This is a genomic window from Xanthomonas albilineans (genome assembly GCF_002939705.1).
In the GTDB taxonomy this organism is placed as follows: domain Bacteria; phylum Pseudomonadota; class Gammaproteobacteria; order Xanthomonadales; family Xanthomonadaceae; genus Xanthomonas_A; species Xanthomonas_A albilineans.
On sequence record NZ_MDCB01000108.1, the window covers coordinates 1 to 405 of the forward strand.

The following is a 405-nucleotide window of genomic DNA, read 5'->3' on the forward strand; positions in this document are numbered from 1 at the left end:
TGTTCGGATAACCGCGCCATGCCGCGATGCGCTCCAATGTGCGGATGACGCGGACAGCCGGGAGATTGAGGTCGACTTCGATGGCCAAGGCTTCTCGACTGAAATCGTCGATGACATTGAACGTGCGGAACCGTCGACCGTCCCACAACGTATCGGACATGAAGTCGATCGACCATCCCGCATTGGGTCGCTGTGCGCATGCCAGTGGCTGTGGATGCCGCGTCGGGACCCGGCGCCTGCTGGGACGCTGTTGATTGAGCTTCATCAGGCAATACACACGCCAGACCCTCTTGTGGTTCCACACATGTCCGCGACGGCGGATGAGCTGAAAGAGCTTTCCAAACCCACGCTCGGGAAAACGCTCCGCCAACTCGGACAGCAGCGCAATGACCTCTTCATCCCGAT

At 59.5% G+C, this 405-nt stretch carries 1 protein-coding gene; it reads right to left on the bottom strand.

The window, feature by feature from the left end:
- On the bottom strand, positions 1-405 hold a 405-nt coding region (locus XalbCFBP2523_RS15970), incomplete at both ends, for a DDE-type integrase/transposase/recombinase (RefSeq protein ID WP_146084158.1).